The sequence below is a fragment of the Pseudomonas sp. Xaverov 259 genome, from assembly GCF_019352915.1.
Lineage (GTDB): Bacteria > Pseudomonadota > Gammaproteobacteria > Pseudomonadales > Pseudomonadaceae > Aquipseudomonas.
The window spans coordinates 25,529-45,631 of record NZ_JAAAFV010000008.1 but is presented as its reverse complement, the minus strand read 5'-3'; the positions used below and the strand labels follow the sequence as shown (position 1 = coordinate 45,631).

9 protein-coding genes are annotated in these 20,103 nt (G+C 59.3%); 5 read left to right on the top strand and 4 right to left on the bottom strand.

Annotated features, from left to right (window positions below; all coding sequences use genetic code 11):
* Positions 1–152 precede the first annotated feature (152 nt).
* The 4 genes from K0H48_RS01445 to K0H48_RS01430 all read right to left on the bottom strand — a co-directional run bounded on the left by K0H48_RS01445 (position 153) and on the right by K0H48_RS01430 (position 10,230).
* Entirely contained in the window at positions 153–1,475 is a 1,323-nt protein-coding gene (locus K0H48_RS01445) for a sugar ABC transporter substrate-binding protein (RefSeq protein ID WP_219266104.1), read from the bottom strand.
* Positions 1,476–1,746: 271 nt separating this feature from the next.
* On the bottom strand, positions 1,747–7,806 hold the full coding sequence (locus tag K0H48_RS01440) for a hypothetical protein (protein WP_219266102.1): 6,060 nt from the start codon (positions 7,804–7,806) through the stop codon (positions 1,747–1,749).
* A 156-nt stretch (positions 7,807–7,962) separates the two neighbouring features.
* Entirely contained in the window at positions 7,963–8,868 is a 906-nt protein-coding gene (locus K0H48_RS01435) for an AraC family transcriptional regulator (RefSeq protein ID WP_219266101.1), read from the bottom strand.
* Positions 8,869–8,940: 72 nt separating this feature from the next.
* The gene (locus K0H48_RS01430; protein WP_219266099.1) at positions 8,941–10,230 is read right to left on the bottom strand and encodes a glycosyltransferase; all 1,290 of its coding nucleotides are present in this window, start codon (positions 10,228–10,230) and stop codon (positions 8,941–8,943) included.
* A gap of 157 nt (positions 10,231–10,387) precedes the next feature.
* Here K0H48_RS01430 and tpx point away from each other — a divergent pair, with 157 nt between their 5' ends.
* The 5 genes from tpx to K0H48_RS01405 all read left to right on the top strand — a co-directional run bounded on the left by tpx (position 10,388) and on the right by K0H48_RS01405 (position 20,097).
* A complete protein-coding gene (gene tpx / locus K0H48_RS01425) occupies positions 10,388–10,888 on the top strand; it encodes a thiol peroxidase (protein ID WP_219266097.1) in 501 nt (166 codons plus the stop codon).
* 230 nt (positions 10,889–11,118) lie between these two features.
* A complete protein-coding gene (locus tag K0H48_RS01420; protein ID WP_219266095.1) occupies positions 11,119–12,423 on the top strand; it encodes an MdtA/MuxA family multidrug efflux RND transporter periplasmic adaptor subunit in 1,305 nt (434 codons plus the stop codon).
* Positions 12,420–15,521, top strand: a complete 3,102-nt coding sequence (locus K0H48_RS01415) for an MdtB/MuxB family multidrug efflux RND transporter permease subunit (protein ID WP_138817484.1) — start codon at positions 12,420–12,422, stop codon at positions 15,519–15,521. Before K0H48_RS01420 ends, K0H48_RS01415 begins: the two co-directional genes overlap by 4 nt.
* Complete coding sequence (locus K0H48_RS01410; RefSeq protein WP_219266093.1) at positions 15,518–18,625, top strand: efflux RND transporter permease subunit; 3,108 nt, start codon at positions 15,518–15,520, stop codon at positions 18,623–18,625. Before K0H48_RS01415 ends, K0H48_RS01410 begins: the two co-directional genes overlap by 4 nt.
* Positions 18,622–20,097, top strand: a complete 1,476-nt coding sequence (locus K0H48_RS01405; protein WP_219266091.1) for an efflux transporter outer membrane subunit — start codon at positions 18,622–18,624, stop codon at positions 20,095–20,097. Before K0H48_RS01410 ends, K0H48_RS01405 begins: the two co-directional genes overlap by 4 nt.
* The last annotated feature ends 6 nt before the right edge of the window (positions 20,098–20,103 follow it).

The following is a 20,103-nucleotide window of genomic DNA, read 5'->3' as shown; positions in this document are numbered from 1 at the left end:
CCAGTCAGGTACATGCAGAGCGAGAGTCGGGCGCGGTCAATAATGTGGGAGCGGGCTTGCTCGCGAATGCAGTCTTCCAGTTGATGCATTCGTGGCTGACACACTGCCTTCGCGAGCAAGCCCGCTCCCACATTTACAGAGGTGAGTCAGGGCTATTTGGGATAACCCGCCCGCTTCATCTCACGCTCGGTGGTGGTCTGCGCGGCGGTCAAGGCTTGGTCCACCGTTTGCTGACCTGTCAGCGCGCCCGAGAAGAACTTGCCGACCTGGGTACCAATCGCCTGGAATTCAGGAATGGTCACCAACTGGATACCGATATACGGCACCGGCTTGAGCGTCGGTTTGGTCGGGTCTGCGACTTTCAGCGATTCGAGGGTCACCTTGGCGAACGGCGCGGCCTTGAGGTATTCGTCGCTGTAGGTCGATTTGCGCGTGCCAGGCGGCACGTTGGCGATGCCGTCGGTCTTGGCAACCAGCTCGCCGTATTCCTTGGACGTTGCCCAGGTGGTGAACACCTTGGCGGCGTCCTTGGCTTTGGAGCTGGTCGGGATCGCCAGGCTCCAGGAGTACAGCCACGAGGTGCCCTTGTCGGTCTTCTCGTGCGGGGCGAAGGTGAAGCCGACGCTGTCAGCGACCTTGCTCTGGGACTTGTCGGTGACGAACGAGCCGGCCACGCTGGCGTCAACCCAGATCGCGCACTTGCCGCTGTTGAACAGCGCCAGGTTTTCGTTGAAACCGTTGCTGGAAGCACCCGGCGGGCCGGATTTTTTCATGTTGTCGACGTAGAAGTTCAACGCGTCCTTCCACTCAGGGCCGTTGAATTCAGGCTGCCATTTTTCATCGAACCAGCGCGCACCGTAGCCGTTGGCCAGGGTGGTGATCAACGCCATGTTCTCACCCCAACCGGCTTTGCCTCGCAGGCACAGGCCGTATTGCTCTTTGCTCTTGTCGGTAAGTTTGGCCGCGTATTCGCCGATCTGGCTCCAGGTCGGGTGCTCGGGCATGGTCAGCCCGGCGTTCTTGAACAGGTCGGTGCGGTAGTAGGTAATCGAGCTTTCGGCATAGAACGGCAGGGCGTACAGCGAGCCTTTGACCGACAAGCCGTCACGCACCGAAGGGAACACATCGTCGAGGTCGTAGGACGCCGGCAGGTCTTTCATCGGCTCCAACCAACCTTTGGCGCCCCACAGTGCGGCTTCGTACATGCCGATGGTCAACACGTCGAACTGGCCGCCCTGGGTGGCGATGTCGGTGGTCAGGCGTTGGCGCAGTACGTTTTCTTCGAGCACCACCCAGTTCAGCTTGATGTCCGGATGCTCGGTCTCGAAGGTTTTCGAGAGCTTTTGCATGCGGATCATGTCGCTGTTGTTGACGGTGGCAATGGTCAGGGTTTGCGCGCCAAAGCTGACGGCGCTGAGGGTCATGCAGGTAGTCATGCAGGTGGAGACAAGCAGTGCTTTTGCTGTGAACTTCATCGCGCACTCCATTTCCGCGCCCAGAGGGCTACAGAAGGACAGTTATTGTTGTTGTGTCTTCCTACAAACAGTCAGGAAGAGTGTGCGTTGATTACAGCCTTCAATTGGGGTTATGACAAATCCTTGGGCGCACTGGCACTGATACTTTTTTGCACTGGTTGCTCAGCTGCCCCAATGGATGCGGGAACGTCGAGCAAAAGCATTGCCGCACAGCACGTGTGCGGCAAGCCCTATGGCCGGTCGGCTGTCTGGGAGACTGCCATCAAGTCGGTTACAGCGGCCTTTTTTCCAGCGTGGTCAGGCCATCCACCCATTCCGGGTACCGCGGACTACGCCAATCACCACTGGTGTAGATCTGAAGACCCTTTGCGTCCCACTCATCCATCTTTCTTCTCAGCAAGCCGGTGTACTCTGATGCCTTGCATGAAATCTCCGCCCAAGGGTCTACGATCCAGGCGTCCTTCCATTCAATTTCAGAAAAATCGACGGTGCTTTTGCCCGCTGAGGCGGGGCCTCCGACCACCGTAAACGCATGGTCACCGCCATGGACATACCAGGTTTTCGCGTCTCCTCCGCTTTTTTTGATGATTTGAGCGGCGGCTTCCGCCATTTCTTCGCAATTGCCGGCACCGAACTTCAAGACGGAGTTGGCATAGGCCGGCGAGGCTACCTTGATGTTTTGTATCCAGCTGACGAGTGTGCCCGCAACCTGTTCTCGGTAAAGATCATTAAGGTCGTAGGGCGTGCGTTTGTTTTGAGAACCGATACCGGTAGCCTTGACCTGTGCATCGACCGCATCCTTTGCGCCATCGGCGTAGAATTTGTTCTGCTTGTTGACGGATAGGTCCGCAAAATTGCCCGCTTTAATCAGCGGATCAATGTTGGCCGACTTGAGAACCACCCGCCCGTTGGAGTTGTCCAGTTTATTGATGAGTTGATAAACAAATTCGCGTTTCTTCTCCTCACTGAATGTCGCGACGGTGTTTTTCAGCTCGCTGACCTCGCCGGGCGTATAACCGGCGCTTTGAAGTTTAGCGAAAGCTGAGTCCAACGTCGGAAGCGAGACGAACTCTTTACGCAAGGGCGCACCCGCCAATTCCAGGAGGGTTTCGGTTTCCAACGTATGTTTTGTGGCCAGTACGGATTCGAGTAACGACTGAGGTTCGCCGATTTTTTTGAACTCGAGCACCGTCGAGTCAGCATTAAATTCAACATAGTAAAACGTCAAGGGATCGGCTTCTACCACCATAAATCGCCGGTCTCCCGCAGCGGTCGTTGGTATGACGGTGATGGTTGCGCGCAGTTCACGCTGGTCGTTGCTGGCGCTGCTGATAGGCCCGAGTTTGACAATGCGCGTATTCTGCTCAAGGTTGGCCAGGGGCTGCGTGCCGGGTAAGCCAAAGTACGGGTCCTTGACGATTGTGCCGCGTGTCGTGGGCAGGTATTCAATCGGATCCTGCAGTTGGCGTTGTACGGTCGTGTAGACGCCATCCTTTTCCACGACATCGAACAGGCGGCGCTCGTAAACAAGCGTTGAATTGAGTCCGGCACCCCCAGGCGATGGGTACAATCGTGTGTGTTCAAGGCCTTGCACCATCCTCGCCGTATTGCTGCTGAAGTCCGACACGACCTTGGCGAAACATACGCCGTCAGTTTGTCGCTTTACTCTGGGACCTGCCGGGCAAAAGGCTTCAAGGTCGTGTGTATCGTTGAAATGGTCGGCCGATTCAAGGTCAGTCAGAACCTCGGGTTTCTTCGGGTCATAGCGATACACCTTATTACCGATCTTTACGTCGGAGTAAGTCGATCTGTTAATAACCTGAGCATCTTCTGGTAGCAGCCGGTCGGGTACCCGGATGCTCGTGCCGTCAGGGAGAATCTCGGGTGTTAATCCAATGGAGGCATCCGCGCGAAAACCTTCAAGCGCTGGCCCATATGCCGCGCCGGCCTCGGCGTCGTAGGCATACCAATTGCCCTCGCGCATTACAGCGGTGACCTTGACCTGTGCCTGAGGGCCGGAACGCGCCACACTGCCATTGGCCATATCCGCTGTTTGCTCAGCAATGTGCTGGCCCTGCATTCGGCTTAATGAGGGAAGCGATTCCTGGGCGCTGGTGGTGGTTATATCCCTTAGTGCAATGCTTTCGGTTTCTTTGGCCGCAAACCTTTCGGCAAGCCCGGCAGAGACCTTGGCACCCGCCCAGGACGCGCCTGATTTAGCCAGGGTCCACAGTTTGCCGACGCCCTCTGTGGCAACGAACATCACGATATCAATGACCAGGTCTACGAGCGCCTGCGCATATTTGCCCTCAATGATGTCCAGCACACTGGAGCCACCCGGGATGACGCGCAGGATGCCTTTGAGGGCATCAATCGGTTCAACGCCATTCTCGACTCGATTCCTGCGCTGATCCGTGTGCCCGGCAATAAAATTGGCTTTGTTGAGGTAGATCGAGTCAACCAGCAGTTTGGACAAATACTGTGTGCGTGCGCTGTCGTAGTTGGACGCGTCTTGTGTTGTGCTGTAGGGCAGCAAGAGCGTCCTGATCCCGGTGGTTGGGTCATCTTTTGGAACAATGAAGTCGGTTTCATCAATGCGCGTTATGGCGACGTTGGATTTGACACCGGGTTTTGGCTCGGCGCCGTTTTTGAACGCAGCGGCGTCAAGGGTTTGTGGGCCAATGGTGCCCTCGGGTATTGATCGGTCGATGTCAGGGACTTTTACTATTTTTCTAAGAGCCGGGTAGATTGCAAACGTTCTATCAATACCCTGGTAGTTGGATGTCAGCAAGATGCCATTGCCGTCGCCCTTGACCTGAAACACCTTCACCGATCCATTGACCAGACTATCGCGATCCGCAAGCGGGAGTTTGCTCAACATATCCTTGAACAGGGTGACGTTGTGTTGCCTGCGCAGGGCATGGTCCTTTTCAATCGCCTCATTGAACTGCGCGTTGATATCCGGCAGTTCGTGCGCCCCTGCCCGCAAGGTTGCGACATCCAGCTCCGGTCTTGGCGACGTCCAGCGCTCGCCCAGGCGTCCGGCTTCGTAGACTTCGACGATGCTCGCATTGAGACCCGAAAAGGTTCCGCCGAGGAACGATTCCCATAGATCAGCACGCTCATAGTCGATGCCAGTACCAAACTTTTCTCGCAACGCCTTGAGGGCCATATCCCTTCTATTGGGTGGCTCAACCGAGCGCAAGTAGTTGATGGCGTCGGACGTTTCCGATATCTGTTTATCCAGCTTTTCCTGGCTGATTCTGTGCCGCTCGGGGGTGTATTCAGCGGTTTCATTGTGGGTGTCAGGGTTACTGGCGGTTGCCCAATCTCTTACAGGGTTTGCCTGCGCCAATGTTTCCAGTCGGACTTCGGGTGCTGAAATGGGCCTTATCTTGTGAAAGTCCATGACTTGCTGGAAGGTCATGTTCGCGGCGGCGCCGGGGGCCTTCCACTCGATCCGGTTGACGGCTGTGGCAAAGGCGACCCATTCGATGGAACTGAAGAATGCCAACGATGGCATGTCTTTCACGAGCAGATGGGGTGCGGTCCCCGCCATCAATAGTCGGGCCGCTGCGGGCGCAAGGTTGGCCGGGACTTGTCGGTCTGAAATCAGATGTTGGTTGAACCGCTCACGAATCGAATGAGCCTCCAGCCCCCAATTGCCTGACTGCGTGAAATCAAAGCCCGCAACGGTGTTGCGTCTGGTGCCGGCCGTTGCGTCGAGCTCCAGCACCAAGGCCGTTAACAGCCACTGCTCAGGGCTGGTAGTGGTCGGCGCCCCCTTCATCTGTGTTTGCAGGTTCGCCGCTAACGCCTGCGCTTCGTCCGTGCGAAGCAGTTGCTCCAACGCTTTGGCAGGATCATTACTGAGCTGTGGCACGGCAGTGCCCAGGTAGGCGAGCAGGCTTTTCTCGGAGCCTATGTTCTTCTTTATGTACTGCGTCACCGCGCCGCGCTGCTCCGTACTCAGGGCCAGTGGTGTGGATAGAAAACCCCAGTAATTGCCCAGTGGCGGAGACTCAGGGAGGGGCGTCTGCAAGGCGGCAAGCAAATTGTCGCTTTCAGCTTTTGACTGCGGGATGAACCAACCCTGGTCCGCGATGAACTGCTGAACCGTCGTGACGCTTTTAGGCTGATGAGAGGAGTCAGGGGAGACTACAAAACGCGCCGTGGTGTCGCCGGTGTTGCCTTTTTTCAGCAGGTTGATCAGCGCATACCGATCATTGCTATTTCCCAGTGCGGTGCGTTGCCGCTGCAGCCGGTTTACCGTGCTCTCTGGTGATTCTGGCCTATTTGGCAATTGTTGGGTGCGGCCTATCAGTTCCAACTGCTGGGCAAATTTTTCGCTGCTCGGGTCGGTACTGATCCCATAAAAATTGCACAGCCATTCGAACGGTACGCTGCTGGCGGTGCCATATTTGAGTTCGACGGGTTTTGTGCCGGCAGCGAATGGCGCCGCGGCCGCGTTTACAGGGTTCATTACGTCGAAATGTTCAGGAAACTGTTTGGCAAATTCGGCTTCGCTGGCCCGCAGATTGGCCTCATCCTTTGGCGCATACCAGGTTGCGCCGGTAACTGCGAGGTTGTTCTGCTGGCGCCAATCGCTATAACCACGTGCGTTCAGGGCCTTGCTCAAGTAAGCCAGCGATTGACCGAACAGGCTGTTAGTCGGGATCGAGTCAATCATCTTTGCCGTGGCCTTGGCTGGGTCAGCCTTGAGCTCCAGCATCACTCGATTCACGGCGATGGCCAGTTCGTGTTCGGCTTTGGCTAAAACATCAGCGGGTGACTCTTGGCTTTCCTCCGTCTCGTTTGTACTGGCTTGCACAGCGGCGGCGAGGGATTCAAGGGGAGAGGGGGAAACGGGGGTGTCGGCCAGTTGCTGTATTACCGCCTGCTGGCGCTTTTGTGTGTCATTGGCTTGGTTGGCGTCGGTCAATGTTTTGAAGCTGTTGTTTTGGTTGATCTCGACCACCCGGCCCAGTGTGGCCGCGAGTTGGCGTTGCTCCCACCTCGGTTTACGGCTGTCCTCTTGGTGAGGGGGCGCTTCGTTGTAGAACGCCATCACTTCAAACAGTGGCGCGGAGGTGCCAGTGGGGTAAGTCACATCCGAGTCGGACCCGGCGGCCATCTGTTGGACGGCTGGTTGTATCTCGGCCCAGGCATCAGCCCAGCCGGACACGTCGTTCAAGGTGAACGTGGTGTTGGCACCTCTCACTTGCCCCGTCAGTTCGCCGCTGACAGGGTTGATACGCACGCTGGTGGGGTCCAAATCGTTGTCTTGCGCAAAGGTTTTGAACGCTTCTCCGTTGAGCGCATTCAAGAGCTGTTTGCGCACTTGGCTGAAGGTTGAATACTCAGGAATATCTTCCAGTATGACTGAGGTTTCATATTGGGCCGTCTCCGGAACCAGTTTCATCAACCCCTGGCTGACCTGTTGTGCCAGCGCACGATCCGCTTGCTCAACTTTCTGTTGCGCGGTGAGCGGGGCGAACGGCTCAAGCGTCTGCCGTAGCGCGTGTGTCGGCAGATCCACGATCCGTTGGCGCGCCTCCCGCTGTCGCTGTTTGATGGACGCATCCAGCGGGTCGGTGCTGCTTAACGCAGCGAAGTTGCCGTCGCGCAACAGTTGCCCGGCCATCGACAGGGTGTCGTTACTGCTGATGTGGCCCAGTTGCATACCGTAGAACCCTGCGATGTTGCTGGCTGATGCGTGCGTTCGACCGTAGAACGAAATCTCTGAATAACCCGCGCCTGCCAGTTTTTTTGCGGCGGCTAATACGGCGGCTGAGACCGCTGACCATTCAGGGTCATTGGGGGCGAAGTAACTGACTAAGCCGCCATTAACCTTCTCGGTCAGGTCGCCGTTGGCGCCAATGATCAGGTTCGAAGTCTCAATTAACTTGGCTTCGGCAAACGATTTGAACGGTTCCGACTCCAGCGCGTCAGCCAGCTCAGACCAAACCTGGCCGAAGGTTGAGTGCGGTGGGACGACAACCTTGTCCGGCCCCTCGCTTGAGCGACGGGTCTCTCTTGCGAGCCGTTGGCGGATAACACTGTTGGCAACGCCGACGGCCAGTTGCTGGTCGCCTTGTTCAACCAAGGCGTCGGCGAACTGGCGGACTGACGCTTTGCGTGAATCGGCTGTGGAGCCTGGGTTTTGCAAGTCCCGACGTACGCGCGCGGCGACAGTGCGAACCTTCGATGGGCTGAGTGACGTGCTGTCGAGGGGGGCCTTGGCCGGTTGGGTGTTGTGGGGGAGTGGCTGGATGGGCTCGACAGGTCGTAGCAAGGTGCTCTGAGTAGGTGACGGCTGCGCGTTGATCATAGATTTACCCTTTGCCTGTGTGTCAGAAAAGCACCACCCAACGCCTGAAAGAGGCGGTGATGCCTACGCTGAGTGACAGCGGGCCCTACGCGGTTCCTTTTGTGTGCGGCGGTTTGAACAGTGGTTTTTGATCCGGATGTGTCGCAACCAACAGGTTCACGCCAGGTTTTGTTCCGTGAGCCGTTGCACTGCCAGGCGTCGGTAGTGAGAAGGCGTCATGCCCTTGAGTTGCTGGAAGCGCCGGTTGAAGTTGGAGATATTGTTGAAACCCGACTCAAAGCACACATCGGTGACGGCCTTGTCACCGTCCGCGAGCAGTTCGCAGGATTTGCTGATGCGCAGCCGGTTGACGAATTCGATGAAAGTGCGCCCGGTGGCTTGCTTGAACACGCGGGAAAAATACGTGGGCTTCATCCCCAAGTGTTCCGCCACTTCCTCCAGCGACAATTCGCGGGCGTAGTGGGCAAAAATGTAGTCCACCGCACGGTTGGTGCGATCGATGCTGTGCTCATCGGCCAGTTGCGGCGTGGTCACGCCTGACAGCAGTTGGTAATCCTCACACGCGCTCAACACCTCCAACAGAATAAAGAAGTGCCCCAGGCGCGCCATGCCCTGCGCGTCCTCGATGTGCTGCATCAAGGTCACGGCTTGGGCGATGGTTTTTTTGCAACGGAACTCGATGCCGTACTGCGCCCGTTCCAGCATCGGTGCCAACGTCTTGAGTTCGGCAAACACGGGGCTGCCTTGTTCAAACAGTTCGTCGGTGAAGTTCACCAGCATATCGCGCTTGGGCACCACCTCGTCTTCCTCCACCTGGCTGATCCAGTTGTGGGGCAGGTTAGGGCCGGTGAGGAACAGGCTTTCGGGGTAGAAGTTACCGATGTAGTCGCCGATGAATACTTTGCCCGAGCTGGCAACGATCAGGTGCAGTTCGTATTCCTTGTGAAAGTGCCAGCGCACCAGCGGGCAGGGAAAACCGTGCTGGCGATAGATGATGGACAGACCGTTGTGATCGTCCATCAACTCGTAGGAAGGGTCGGTGATTCGCATTGCTCGGGTCATGCTGCCGTCGCTTTATTGTGGTTGCTGCGTAGGATAATGCCCCCTTGCGCGCGACCTCGCCAGCACCAACCTTTATACGCTGCGGTTTTTTGCCTCGATCCACTGCGACATGTACTGAGTGCTTTTATGCGCATGGTGACGCAGCATGCTGCCGGTGAAATTGTCGCGGCGATGGGCAGCGAGGCGGCTGCGGCAGTGTTCCAGGCAGGCCACCAGGGCGGGGCCATGCAGGCCCTGGTCGTAGCGCCGAGCCAGCAATCGGCGGCCGTCTTCCTGGGCCTGGGTCCAACGCTCGCGGTCCTGATACAGCGCCACAGCGGCAGCGGCCAGGGCCTCGGCGCTCTGCTCGATAACACCGGGCCACGGCTGACCGTCGCCCATGGCCTCGGCGCCCATCGGCGTGGTGATGTTTGGCGTGCCGCAGAGCATGGCATCCATCAGCTTGCCCTTAATGCCGGCGCCAAAACGCAGCGGCGCCAGGCAGATGCGCGCAGCCCCCATGACCTGCAATGCATCTTCAGCCCAATTCATCACATGAAAACCTTGCGCCGGGTTGTGCAGGGCGGTGGCCTTGGGCGGCGTGTAGGAACCGTAGATATGCAGCTGTGCCCCCGGCAGTTGCTGGCGGATCAACGGCCACAGGCTGTTCTTCATCCACAGCACCGCATCCCAATTGGGTGCGTGACGGAAGTTGCCGATACTGAGGAAGTGCGCGCGGTCTTCAAACGGCGCAAAGGCTTCAACCGGCGGCTCCAGCATCAACGGGCACCAGTGGAGCAGGGCGGCGGGCACCTTGAATTGTTCGGTGAGCAGGCGGATTTCCACATCGGAAATTATCAGGCTGATATCGCAGCGGTAAATGGCGGCGATCTCACGCTTGGCGATGTCGGTGTCGGCCATCAACCGGAATTCTTCCTGCAGTGCCGGCTCAAACAGCGCGCTGAAGTCGTCACTGTCTGGGTGGGCCTTGAGCTGGGCCTTGAAACGTTGCTGACGCGCATCGCGCAGGCTTTGCAGGTCGGAGGTTTCCAGCACGCGCAAGGCATCGGGGCAGCATTGCTCCACGCGCCAGCCGAACTGTTCCTCCATCATGAAGCGGTCGAACAACACGATATCCGGGGCTAATTCGCGGATAAAATCATCGAAACTGCTGTTATTGAGTTCGATGGCGCACTCGGCGATGCCCAGGCCAGGCAAGTCGGCTTTATGTTCGCCAATGGTCGCCGGGCTGCTGAAGGTAATGTCCCAACCCTGGTCGAGGAAACTCTGCAGGATCTGCATCATATGCCCGCCGGCGGCCGAGGAGCGGGGTTCCGGCCAGACATAACCGATGACCAGGACTTTGGTGGCGGGCTGATTCATCTAAAGCAGATCCTTGAAGGGCGGGTAAAAACGCGCAATTAAACCACACCTGCGCGGCATGACAATTTGTGTCCGGTGGTAGGTAGTCACTGCACTTTGTGGTTAACTTCGGCCTCTCGAATTCGTTTAACCAAAACCCAGCATAAGGATTCCGTTCATGGCTCAAGTCACCCTTCGTGGTAACCCTGTCCAGGTTGAAGGCGAATTGCCGAAAACCGGTTCCACCGCTCCTGATTTCAGCCTTGTCGCTGTAGACCTGTCCCAGGCAAGCCTGGAAACGTTCGCCGGCAAGCGCAAAGTACTGAACATCTTCCCAAGCGTCGACACCCCGACCTGCGCGACTTCGGTACGCAAGTTCAATGCCCAGGCCAACGACGTGAGCAACACTGTTGTGCTGTGCATTTCCTCTGACCTGCCGTTTGCCCAGAAGCGTTTCTGCGGCACCGAAGGCCTGGACAACGTGCTGAGCCTGTCGGACTTCCGCAACGCCGACTTCGCCGTCGACTACGGTGTGTCCCTGGCCGATGGCCCACTGCAAGGCCTGACCGCCCGTGCCGTTGTGGTATTGGACGAAAACAACAACGTGCTGCACAGCGAACTGGTTGCGGAAATCGGCCAAGAGCCAAACTACGAAGCGGCCCTGGCTGTTTTGAAGTAACTGTTTCGGCGCATTACTGTCATTTTGCAGTAGCACGATTGATGCAAGATTGCGGCCTGGCCTAGTCCAGGCCGTTTTTATTTGCGGCTCAAACGCTTAGCGAAATAGCCAACGGACTAAGGTCAACCGTTAAAAGTTGTAATCCAAGGTAAATAGCCGGTAAAGGCGCTTTTCTTAATGCGCCCCAGTGCTTATCTTTCAGCCTCCCAAAGAAGAAGCTCTCGCGCCCAATGGTTGATCACTCCATGCAATCCTCCCCCCGCAACTCCCGCCGCTGGCTGTTCGGCCTGCTCGTGCTGTTGGTTATCGCCGGCCTGTGCTGGAAATTCTGGCCCGCCGGCCATACAGATGCCACTGCGCAGAAACCGGCCGGGCATACCGGCAAGACGGGGATGGCGCGCCCAGGTTTCGGGGGTTCCACCGGCCCGATCCCAGTGCGCGTGGCGCCAGCGGTACTGGGCGAGTTCCCGGTGTACTACAAGGCCTTGGGCACGGTGACCGCGCTCAATACCATTAATGTACGCAGCCGGGTGGGCGGTGAATTGGTCAAGATCGCCTTCGAAGAAGGGCAGATGGTCAAGGCCGGCGACCTGCTCGCAGAAATCGACCCACGCAGCTACCAGAACGCGTTGCTCCAGGCCCAGGGCACGCTGCTGCAAAACCAGGCTCAACTGAAAAACGCCCAGGTTGACGTGCAGCGTTACCGTGACCTGTATGCCCAGGACAGTATCGCCAAACAGACCCTGGACACCGCCGAAGCCTTGGTCATGCAGTACCAGGGCACGGTCAAGACCAATCAGGGTGCGGTGGACGACGCCAAGCTCAACCTCGAATTCACCAAGATCCGCGCGCCAATCAGCGGCCGGGTCGGCCTGCGTCAGGTCGACGTCGGCAACCTGGTGGCGGCCAACGACACCACCTTCCTGGCGGTGATCACCCAGACCCAGCCAATCAGCGTGGTCTTCACCCTGCCGGAAAACACCCTCGACACCGTGCTCACCCGCTACCACGCTGGCAACAAGTTGCCTGTGGAAGCCTGGGACCGTGGCGATGTAAAACAGCAGGCGGTTGGCGTGTTGCAAAGCCTGGACAACCAGATCGACGTGACCACCGGCACGCTCAAATTCAAAGGCCGTTTCGATAACAAGGACCAGGCGCTGTTCCCTAACCAATTCGTTAACGTGCACCTGCTGGCCGACACCTTGCACAACGTGGTGTTGGCGCCATCCGCCGCGATCCAGTTCGGCAATAGCGGCACCTTCGTCTACAAGCTCGACGGTGACAAAAAGGTCAAAATGCAGCCGTTGGTGGTCGGTGATACCGACGGCGACAACACCGTTATCAAGGAAGGCCTGGTGGCCGGCGACCGCGTGGTCCTGGAAGGCACCGACCGCCTCAAGGACGGCAGCGACATCGAAGTGGTCAACGACAGCAACGACGTGCCGACCACGCCGACCGAACACCTGCAAGGCAAGCCTGCGGCAAAAGGGGAGACCGGCGCTAACGCCGGCAAGGCGCAAAAGGTCGGTTCATGAACCTGTCGCGACTGTTTATCCTTCGCCCGGTTGCTACCACGCTGAGCATGCTGGCCATCGTCCTGGCCGGCATCATTTCGTATCGATTGTTGCCAGTCTCGGCCTTGCCCCAGGTGGACTACCCGACCATCCGGGTGATGACCCTGTACCCCGGCGCCAGCCCGGACGTGATGACCAGCGCGGTGACCGCGCCGCTTGAGCGTCAGTTCGGGCAAATGCCCGGCCTCACACAGATGGCCTCGACCAGTTCGGGCGGCGCCTCGGTGCTGACCCTGCGCTTTAACCTCGACATCAATATGGATGTCGCCGAGCAACAGGTGCAGGCCGCGATCAACGCTGCGACCAACCTGCTGCCCAAGGACTTGCCGGCGCCGCCGGTGTACAACAAGGTCAACCCGGCGGATACCCCGGTGCTGACCCTGGCGATTACCTCCAAGACCATGCTGCTGCCCAAGCTCAACGACTTGGTTGACACGCGCATGGCGCAAAAAATTGCACAGATCAGCGGCGTCGGCATGGTCAGTATCGCCGGTGGCCAGCGCCAGGCCGTGCGTATCAAGGTCAACCCCGAGGCCCTGGCGGCCAACGGTTTGAACCTGTCGGACGTGCGCACCCTGATCGCCGCCTCCAACGTCAACCAGCCCAAGGGTAACTTCGACGGCCCCACGCGTGTGTCGATGCTCGATGCCAACGACCAGTTGGTTTCGCCTGCGCAATACGCCGAATTAATCCTGGCCTACAACAATGGCGCGCCTTTGCGCCTCAAAGACGTGGCGCAGATCGTCGACGGCGCCGAAAACGAGCGCCTTGCTGCCTGGGCCAATGAAAACCAGGCGGTGTTGCTCAATATCCAGCGCCAACCCGGCGCCAACGTGATCGAGGTAGTGGACCGCATCAAGGCGTTGCTGCCGAGCATCACCGACAACCTGCCGGCGGGCCTGGATGTAACGGTGCTTACCGACCGTACCCAGACCATCCGGGCCTCGGTGAAGGACGTGCAGCATGAATTGCTGATCGCCATTGCCCTGGTGGTAATGGTGACGTTCCTGTTCCTGCGCCGGGTCAGCGCCACGATTATTCCGTCGATCGCCGTGCCGCTGTCGCTGGTGGGCACCTTTGGCGTGATGTACCTGGCGGGCTTCTCCATCAACAACCTGACACTGATGGCCTTGACCATCGCCACCGGGTTTGTGGTGGACGATGCCATCGTGATGCTGGAGAACATCTCGCGCTATATCGAGGAAGGCGAGACACCCATGGCGGCGGCGCTCAAGGGTGCCAAGCAAATCGGTTTCACCCTGATTTCCCTGACCCTGTCGTTGATCGCGGTGCTCATTCCGCTGCTGTTCATGGCCGATGTGGTCGGGCGACTGTTCCGCGAATTTGCTATCACCCTGGCGGTGGCGATCCTGATTTCCCTGGTGGTGTCCCTGACCTTGACGCCGATGATGTGCGCGCGCCTGCTCAAGCGCGAACCCAAGGAAGAAGAACAGGGCCGTTTCTACAAGGCCAGCGGCGCGTGGATCGATTGGCTGATCGAAGCCTACGGGCGCAAATTGCAGTGGGTGCTCAAGCACCAGCCGCTGACCCTGCTGGTGGCCATCGCCACCCTGGGCCTTACCGTGGTGCTGTACCTGGTGGTGCCCAAGGGCTTTTTCCCGGTGCAGGACACCGGGGTGATCCAGGGCATCTCGGAGGCGCCGCAGTCGATTTCGTTTGCCGCCATGAGCCAGCGCCAGCAGGAGTTGGCCAAGGTGATCCTGGCCGACCCGTCGGTTGAAAGCCTGTCGTCCTACATCGGTGTGGATGGCGATAACGCCACCCTCAACAGCGGCCGATTGCTGATCAACCTCAAGGCCCATGGCCAGCGCGATGTGAGCGCGGCCCAGGTGATTACACGCCTGCAACCGCAGATCGACAAGCTGGTGGGCATTCGCCTGTTCATGCAGCCGGTGCAGGACCTGACTATTGAAGACCGCGTGAGCCGCACCCAGTATCAGTTCAGCATGTCCTCGCCGGACGCCGACCTGTTGGCGCTGTGGAGCGACAAGCTGGTACACGCCCTGAGCCAGTTGCCGGAACTCACCGATGTGGCCAGCGACCTGCAGGACAAGGGCCTGCAAGTATTCCTGGTGATCGACCGCGACGCCGCCTCGCGCCTTGGCGTAAGTGTGTCAACCATCACCGATGCGTTGTATGACGCCTTCGGCCAACGGCAGATTTCCACCATCTACACCCAGGCCAGTCAGTACCGTGTGGTGTTGCAGGCCCAGTCCGGTGAAACCCTTGGGCCGGCCGCGCTGAACCAGATCCATGTGAAAACCACCGATGGCGGCCAGGTGCGGTTGTCCAGCCTGGCGCATGTGGAGCAGCGCCAGGCGCAACTGGCAATCGCGCATATCGGCCAGTTCCCGGCGGTGATGATGTCGTTCAACCTGGCCCCTGGCGTTGCGCTGGGCAAAGGCGTGGAGCTGATCAACCAGACCCAGAAGGACATCGGCATGCCGGTGGGCGTGCAGACTCAGTTCCAGGGCGCGGCCCAGGCGTTCGAAGCCTCGCTGTCGAGCACCTTGCTGCTGATCCTGGCGGCGGTGGTGACCATGTACATCGTGCTCGGCGTTTTGTATGAGAGTTACATTCACCCGATTACGATTCTCTCCACGTTGCCATCCGCCGCCGTCGGCGCTTTGCTCGCATTGCTGCTCAGTGGCAATGACCTGGGCATGATCGCGATCATCGGCATCATCCTGCTGATCGGTATCGTCAAAAAGAACGCGATCATGATGATCGACTTCGCCCTCGACGCCGAACGCAACCAGGGCCTGGACCCGCAGACGGCGATTTATCAGGCGGCGTTGCTACGTTTTCGGCCGATCTTGATGACCACCCTGGCAGCCTTGTTTGGTGCGGTGCCATTGATGCTGGCCAGCGGTTCCGGCGCCGAATTGCGCCAACCGCTGGGCCTGGTGATGGTCGGCGGCTTGCTGGTGAGCCAGGTGCTGACGCTGTTCACCACGCCGGTGATCTACCTGTATTTCGACCGCCTTGGCCGCCGCTGGCGCAAAGAGCCGCAGAGCCTGGAGCCGGTTGAGTCATGAACCTGTCCGGACCTTTCATTCGCCGGCCGGTAGCCACCATGCTGCTGAGCCTGGCGATCATGTTGCTCGGTGGCGTCAGCTTTAACTTGCTGCCGGTGTCGCCGTTGCCGCAGATCGACTTCCCGGTGATCGTGGTGTCGGCCAGCTTGCCCGGCGCCAGCCCCGAGGTCATGGCGTCTACCGTGGCGACACCGCTGGAGCGCTCATTTGGCGCGATTTCCGGCGTTACCACCATGAGCAGCTCATCGAGCCAGGGTTCCACGCGGGTGATTCTGGCATTCGACTCCGACCGTGATATCAACGGCGCGGCGCGCGAAGTGCAGGCGGCCATCAATGCCTCGCGCAACCTGCTGCCCAGTGGTATGCGCAGCATGCCGACCTACAAGAAGATCAACCCGTCCCAGGCACCGATCATGGTGCTCTCGCTGACCTCTGACGTGCTGCAAAAAGGTGAGCTGTACGACCTGGCCTCGACCATCCTTTCGCAAAGCCTGTCCCAGGTGCCGGGCGTGGGCGAAGTGCAGATCGGCGGCAGCTCCTTGCCGGCGGTGCGTATCGAGCTGGAACCCAAGGCTCTGGACCAGTACGGCGTGGCCCTGGACGATGTGCGCAACACTATCGCCAATGCCAACCAGCGGCGGCCCAAGGGCTCCCTGGAAGACAGCGAGCGCAACTGGCAGATCCAGGCCAATGACCAGTTGGAAAAGGCCAAGGACTACGAGCCGCTGCTGATCCGCTACCAGAACGGCGCCGCCTTGCGCCTGGGGGATGTAGCGAAGATCAGCGACGGCGTCGAAGACCGCTACAACAGCGGCTTCTTCAACAACGATTCGGCGGTGCTGCTGGTGATCAACCGCCAATCCGGCGCCAACATCATCGAGACTGTGCGGCAAATCAAGGCCCAGTTGCCGGCGTTGCAGGCGGTGCTGCCGTCCAGCGTCAAGCTCAACCTGGCCATGGACCGTTCGCCGGTGATCACCGCGACCCTGCATGAAGCCGAGATGACCTTGCTGATTGCCGTGGCCCTGGTGGTGCTGGTGGTGTACCTGTTCCTGGGGAACTTCCGCGCCTCGTTGATCCCGACCCTGGCGGTGCCGGTGTCGCTGGTCGGCACTTTTGCGGTGATGTACCTGTTTGGGTTTTCGTTGAACAACTTTTCGCTGATGGCGTTAATTCTGGCCACCGGTCTGGTGGTGGACGACGCCATCGTGGTGCTGGAGAACATTTCCAGGCATATCGACGACGGCGTGCCGCCGATGAAGGCGGCGTACCTGGGGGCCGAGGAAGTCGGCTTTACCTTGCTGTCGATGAACGTGTCGCTGGTGGCGGTGTTCCTGTCCATCCTGTTTATGGGCGGTATTGTCACCAATCTGTTCCGTGAGTTTTCCATCACCTTGTCGGCGGCGATCATTGTGTCGCTGATTGTTTCGCTGACGTTGACCCCGATGCTCTGCGCGCGCTGGCTCAAGCCGCATGTCAAAGGGCATATGACTGGTTTGCAGCGCTGGAGCCAGAAGGTCAACGACCGCATGGTTGCGGCCTACGCCACCAGCCTGGATTGGGTGCTGCGCCACCGGCGCCTGACCCTGCTGAGTTTGTTGATCACCGTGGGCGTGAACATCGCGCTGTACGTGGTGGTGCCGAAAACCTTTATGCCGCAGCAGGACACCGGCCAGTTGATCGGCTTTGTGCGCGGCGATGACGGGCTGTCGTTCAATGTGATGCAGCCGAAGATGGAAACCTTCCGCCAGGCGGTACTAAAGGATCCTGCAGTGCTCAGCGTGGCCGGCTTTATCGGCGGCAACAACGGCACCAACAACGCGGTGATGCTGGTGCGCCTCAAGCCTATTGCCGAGCGCAAGCTCTCGGCCCAGGCGGTGATCGAGCGCCTGCGCAAGGAGGTGCCGCTGGTGCCGGGCGGGCGGCTGTTCCTGATGGCCGACCAGGACCTGCAATTTGGCGGCAGCCGTGACCAGACCAGCGCCCAATACTCCTACATCCTGCAAAGCGGTGATCTGGCTGCATTGCGCTTGTGGTACCCGAAAGTCGTCGCCGCCTTGCGCGAGCTGCCGGAGTTGACCGCCATCGACGCCCGCGAAGGTCGCGGTGCGGCGCAGGTGACGCTGGTGGTCGACCGCGACCAGGCCAAGCGCCTGGGCATCGACATGAGCATGGTCACCTCGGTATTGAACAATGCCTACAGTCAACGGCAGATTTCCACCATCTATGACAGCCTCAACCAGTACCAGGTGGTGATGGAGGTCAACCCGAAATACGCCCAGGACCCGATCACCCTGAACCAGATGCAGGTGATCACCTCCACGGGTGCACGGGTGCCGTTGTCGACCATTGCCCATTACGAAAACAGCCTGGCCGATGATCGTGTCAGCCATGAAGGCCAGTTCGCCTCGGAAAACATTGCCTTTGACATGTCGCCTGGGGTGACGGTGGAGCAGGGCACGGCCGCTATTGAACGGGCGATTGCCAAGGTCGGTTTGCCCGAAGACGTGATCGCCAAGATGGCCGGTACCGCCGATGCGTTTGCGGCGACGCAGAAGGGCCAGCCCTTCATGATCCTCGGCGCGCTGGTGGCGGTGTACCTGGTGCTGGGCATTCTGTATGAAAGTTACATTCACCCGCTGACCATCCTCTCGACCTTGCCGTCGGCCGGTGTCGGCGCGCTGCTGTCGATCTACCTGCTGGGCGGCGAGTTCAGCCTGATATCCCTGCTGGGTCTGTTCCTGCTGATCGGCGTGGTGAAGAAGAATGCGATCCTGATGATCGACTTGGCGCTGCAACTGGAGCGCCACGACGGCATGAGCCCGCTGGAATCGATCCGCAGTGCCTGCCTGCTGCGCCTGCGGCCGATTTTGATGACCACGCTCGCCGCCATCCTGGGCGCCTTGCCGTTGCTGCTCGGTTCCGGCGATGGCGCCGAAATGCGCCAGCCCCTGGGCTTGACCATCATCGGCGGGCTGGTGTTCAGCCAGATCCTGACCCTTTACACCACCCCGGTGGTTTACCTTTATCTTGACCGCGCGCGCCACCGCTTCAACGCCTGGCGTGGCGTGCGTACCGATGCTGCCTTGGATACTGCGCTATGACCGATTCAACCTTGACTAAATTGGCCATGAGCATGCCCCGTGGTTCCCGCATCGCCAGCCTGCTGCTGTGCGGCGCCTTGCTCAGCGCCTGCGCCATCGGCCCGGATTACAAACGCCCGGAGGTGGTCGAACCCGCGCAGTTCAAGGAAGCCCAGGGCTGGCGTCAGGCCAACCCCAGCGATTCCCTGGCCCGGGGTGCCTGGTGGGAGTTGTACGGCGATCGCCAGCTTAATGAGCTGGTCACGCGGCTTAACAACTCCAACCAGACCGTGGCCCAGGCCGAAGCGCGCTTCCGCCAGGCCCAGGCCCAGGTGCGCAGCGCGCGCGGGGCGTTTTTCCCAACGGTGGACCTGAGCGCCGGTAAAACCCGTGCCAGCCAGGGCACCGGCAGCAGTAACGCCAGCCTCAGCAGTTCCAGCAGTGGTATCCGTGACACGCTCAACACCCAGTTGGGCGTGAGTTGGGAGGCCGATGTGTGGGGCAAGTTACGCCGTGGCCTGGAAGCCAATGAAGCCACAGCTGAGGCCAGCTCGGCGGATTTGGCGGCGATGCGTTTGAGCCAGCAATCGGAGTTGGTGCAGGACTATCTGCAACTGCGCGTGATGGACGAGCAGACGCGTTTGTTGCAAGCCACGCTGGAGACTTATCAGCGCTCGCTGAAGATGACTGAAAACCAGTACCGGGCGGGGGTTTCCGATAAGGCAGCGATCGCTCAGGCACAGACCCAATTGAAGACGACCCAGGCCAGTTTGATCGATTTGATCTGGCAGCGTGCGCAGTTGGAAAACGCCATCGCAGTGCTGATCGGCGAGGCGCCGGCCAACTTCAATCTGGCGGTGAGCAAAGACATACCTGCCTTGCCGCAGATTCCGGTGAGTGTGCCGTCGCAATTGCTCGAGCGGCGCCCGGACATTGCGTCGGCGGAGCGCTCAGTGATTGCGGCCAACGCGAATATCGGTGTGGCCAAGGCGGCTTATTACCCGGACCTGACCTTGAGCCTGGCGGGTGGGTATTCCAGCAGCACCTATGCGGACTGGATCAGTTTGCCCAACCGGTTCTGGTCGGTGGGGCCAAAGCTTGCGATGACCTTGTTTGACGGTGGGCAGCGTTCGGCTGAAGTTGATCGTAGCGTGGCGTCCTATGACGAGACGGTGGCCAAGTACCGTCAGACCGTACTGGATGGTTTCCGTGAAGTGGAAAACTATATGGTGCAGTTGAAGGTGCTGGAAGATGAGGCGGTAGTCAGCAATGAAGCCCTGGAGGCCGCGCGCGAGTCCTTGCGCTTGACGCAGAATCAGTACAAGGCCGGGCTGATCGCCTACCTCGATGTGGTGACGGTACAGGCCACGGCGTTGAGTAATGAACGCACGGTGCTGACCTTGTTGCAGACGCGCCTGGTTGCGAGTGTGCAGTTGATTGCGGCGATGGGCGGCGGCTGGGATGGGCAGACGTCTTTGGCCGAGAAGCAGTGATTAATT